The sequence below is a fragment of the uncultured Microbacterium sp. genome (genome assembly GCF_963521695.1).
GTDB lineage: Bacteria > Actinomycetota > Actinomycetes > Actinomycetales > Microbacteriaceae > Microbacterium.
This window is the reverse complement of sequence record NZ_CAUQWC010000310.1, coordinates 1-3,034: the sequence shown is the minus strand read 5'-3', so window position 1 is coordinate 3,034 and position 3,034 is coordinate 1. Positions and strand designations below refer to the sequence as shown.

The 3,034-nt window shown below is 71.5% G+C and carries 3 protein-coding genes; all 3 read left to right on the top strand.

Annotated elements, in window-relative coordinates; genetic code table 11:
* Nucleotides 1-89 precede the first annotated feature (89 nt).
* On the top strand, nt 90-815 hold the full coding sequence (locus tag RWP81_RS15680) for an NrtR DNA-binding winged helix domain-containing protein (RefSeq protein ID WP_314457672.1): 726 nt from the start codon (nt 90-92) through the stop codon (nt 813-815).
* 11 nt (nt 816-826) lie between these two features.
* Nucleotides 827-2,158 carry a quinolinate synthase NadA gene (nadA, locus tag RWP81_RS15675; protein WP_314457670.1) on the top strand — a complete coding sequence of 444 codons (1,332 nt, stop codon included), beginning with the start codon at nt 827-829 and terminating at the stop codon, nt 2,156-2,158.
* The coding region (locus RWP81_RS15670) for an FAD-dependent oxidoreductase (RefSeq protein WP_314457668.1) at nt 2,155-3,034 on the top strand (880 nt) is incomplete at its 3' end. The genes nadA and RWP81_RS15670, both read left to right, overlap by 4 nt.

Here is a 3,034-nt window from a genome sequence, read left to right as displayed (position 1 = left end):
CCCCAGGCCCCACCCCCCACCCGCCCGACACCCTCAATTCGCCCTCCGGGTCGAGATGACACTCAGATCTACACGGAGATATGGTCACCATGACAAGAACCCCCGCCCCCGACACCCGTGACGCCGACGTGCGCGTCGCGGTGTCCACCGTGATCTTCAGCGTGCGCCGCGACGAGCACGACGAACCGGTGCTGTCGCTCCCCCTCGTCCGCCGCACCCGCGACCCCTTCGACGGCAGGTGGGCGCTGCCCGGCGGCTGGCTCGACGCGACCGAGGGGCTCGACGTCGCGGCATCCCGAACCCTGGCCGAGACCACGGGACTCACGCCGAGCTATCTCGAGCAGCTCTACGCGTTCGGCGCCGTCGACCGCTCCCCCAGCCGCGTCGTGTCGATCGTGTACTGGGCGCTGCTGCGCTCCGACGAAGTCGACGCACAGGTCGCCGCTCACGCGCGGGGAGGAGACGCCCCCGAGAACGTCGAGTGGTTCGACGCCACCGACCTGCCGCCCCTGGCCTTCGACCACGACGACATCGTCGAGTACACGCTGTGGCGCCTGCGCAACAAGGTCGGTTACAGCCGCATCGCGCACGGCCTGCTCCCCGACGAATTCACGCTGGCCGACCTCCGCGAGGTCAACGAGACGATCCTCGGCAAGCGTCTCGACCCGGCGAACTTCCGCCGTCAGGTCGACACGTCCGACACCCTCATCCCCACCGAGCGCTTCCGCACCGGAAGCCACCGCCCCGCCCGTCTGTACCGCTACAACCGCGATGTGGAGCTCGCCGACCGCGGCCCGCTCCCCACCCGTCACTGATCGGAACGCCCATGGCCGCCACACCCCTCACCCTGCAGCCCCGCCCCGCGATCGACCCGAGCGTCGATCACGCGATCCAGGCGATCGTCTCGGGCGCGTCGATCGACGCCACGTGCACCACCGACCTCGCCGTCGGCCCGTGGGACTTCGACACGCGCCCCGGGTACGGCCCCGGCTCGTCGATGGGCGACGTCATCCCCACGGGGGCGCCGCGCCAGGGAGAGCTGCCGCAGCGGTACCGCGACGCGTCCGACGACGAGCTCGATGCGCGGATCCGCGCGGCGAAGCAGACGCTCGGCGACCGCGTCGTCGTACTCGGGCACTTCTACCAGCGCGAAGAGGTGGTGCGGCACGCCGATTACGTCGGCGACTCGTTCCAGCTCGCCAATGCGGCCCTCGAGCACCCCGAGGCCGAGGCGATCGTCTTCTGCGGCGTGCACTTCATGGCAGAGACCGCCGACCTGCTGTCGACGTCCGAGCAGGCCGTCATCCTGCCCAACCTCGCCGCCGGGTGCTCGATGGCCGACATGGCCGACATCGATCAGGTGGAGGAGTGCTGGGAGCAGCTCGAAGACGTGCTCGGCGACCTCGAGGCCCCGGATGCCGACGGCCTCGTGCCCGTCATCCCGGTGACGTACATGAACTCCTCCGCCGCCATCAAAGGCTTCGTGGGCCGACACGGCGGCATCGTCTGCACCTCCTCCAACGCCCGGACGGTGCTCGAGTGGGCGTTCGCGCGCGGGCGTCGCGTGCTGTTCTTCCCCGACCAGCACCTGGGCCGCAACACCGCCAAGGCGATGGGCGTGCCGCTCGAGCAGATGCCGATGTGGAACCCGCGAAAGGCCCTCGGCGGCTCGACCGCCGAGCAGGTGCAGGACAGCCGCGTCATCCTCTGGCACGGCTTCTGCTCGGTGCACCGCCGGTTCACCGTCGACCAGATCGACAAGGCGCGTGCCGAGCACCCCGGCGTCCGCGTGATCGTGCACCCCGAATGCCCGATGGACGTGGTGGATGCCGCTGACGAAGCGGGGTCCACCGACCTCATCCGAAAGGCCATCGCCTCAGCGATCGAGCCCACGACCTTCGCGATCGGCACCGAGATCAACCTCGTGCAGCGCCTGGCGGCCCAGTACCCGCAGCACGAGATCTTCTGCCTCGACCCCGTGGTCTGCCCCTGCTCGACGATGTACCGCATCCACCCCGGCTACCTCGCATGGGTACTGGAGTCGCTCGTCGCCGGCGAGATCGTCAACCGCATCACGGTCCCGGGCGACGTCGCCGCCCCCGCCACGCTCGCCCTCGAACGCATGCTCGCGGCCAAGCCCAGCGGTGCGGTGAAATGACCACCGTCGTCGTGGTGGGCAGCGGCATCGCCGGCCTCACGGCGGCGTTGCACGCGGCGGAGAACGGATGCCGCGTCACGATCTTGACGAAGGGCGAACTGTCCGAGACGAACACGCGCTGGGCGCAGGGCGGCGTGGCCGCCGTCACCCACCCCGCCGACAGTGTCGCTTCGCACGCGGCCGACACGCGAACCGCCGGTGCGGGTCTGAACGACCCCGCCGCGGTGGACGTGCTGGTCGGTGAGGGCCCCGCGCTCATCGCCGAACTCGTGGCGCGCGGCGTCGACTTCGACCGCACGCCCGACGGCGACTTCGCCCGCGGTCTCGAGGCGGCGCACGCGATGCCGCGGGTGCTGCACGCCGGCGGTGACGCGACCGGGGCAGAGATCCAGGCGGCGCTCGGTGTCGCCGTACGTTCCGCCGGGCTAGGTTTGCGCGAGCAGGCGCTGTTGCGCGACCTCGTGCTGCGCGGCGGGCGCGTCGTCGGCGTCGAGCTCGACGGCGGCGAGCGCATCGAGGCCGATGCAGTGATCCTCGCGACGGGCGGCGCGGGCCAGCTCTACGCGCACACCACCAACCCTCTCGGCGCGACCGGCGACGGAATAGCGGCCGCCCTGCGCGCGGGGGCCGAGGTCGCCGACCTCGAGTTCGTGCAGTTCCACCCCACCGCCCTCGCCGCGGGCGCGCCCTTCCTCGTCTCCGAGGCCGTGCGCGGGGAGGGGGCGACCCTCATCGACGATGCCGGACGCCGCTTCTGCTTCGACGCCCACCCCGACGGCGAGCTCGCGCCGCGTGATGTCGTCGCCCGCGCGAACGCCCGCGCGATGGCCGCCCAGAACGGCCGCCCGGTGCGTCTGGATGCCACGGCGCTGGGAG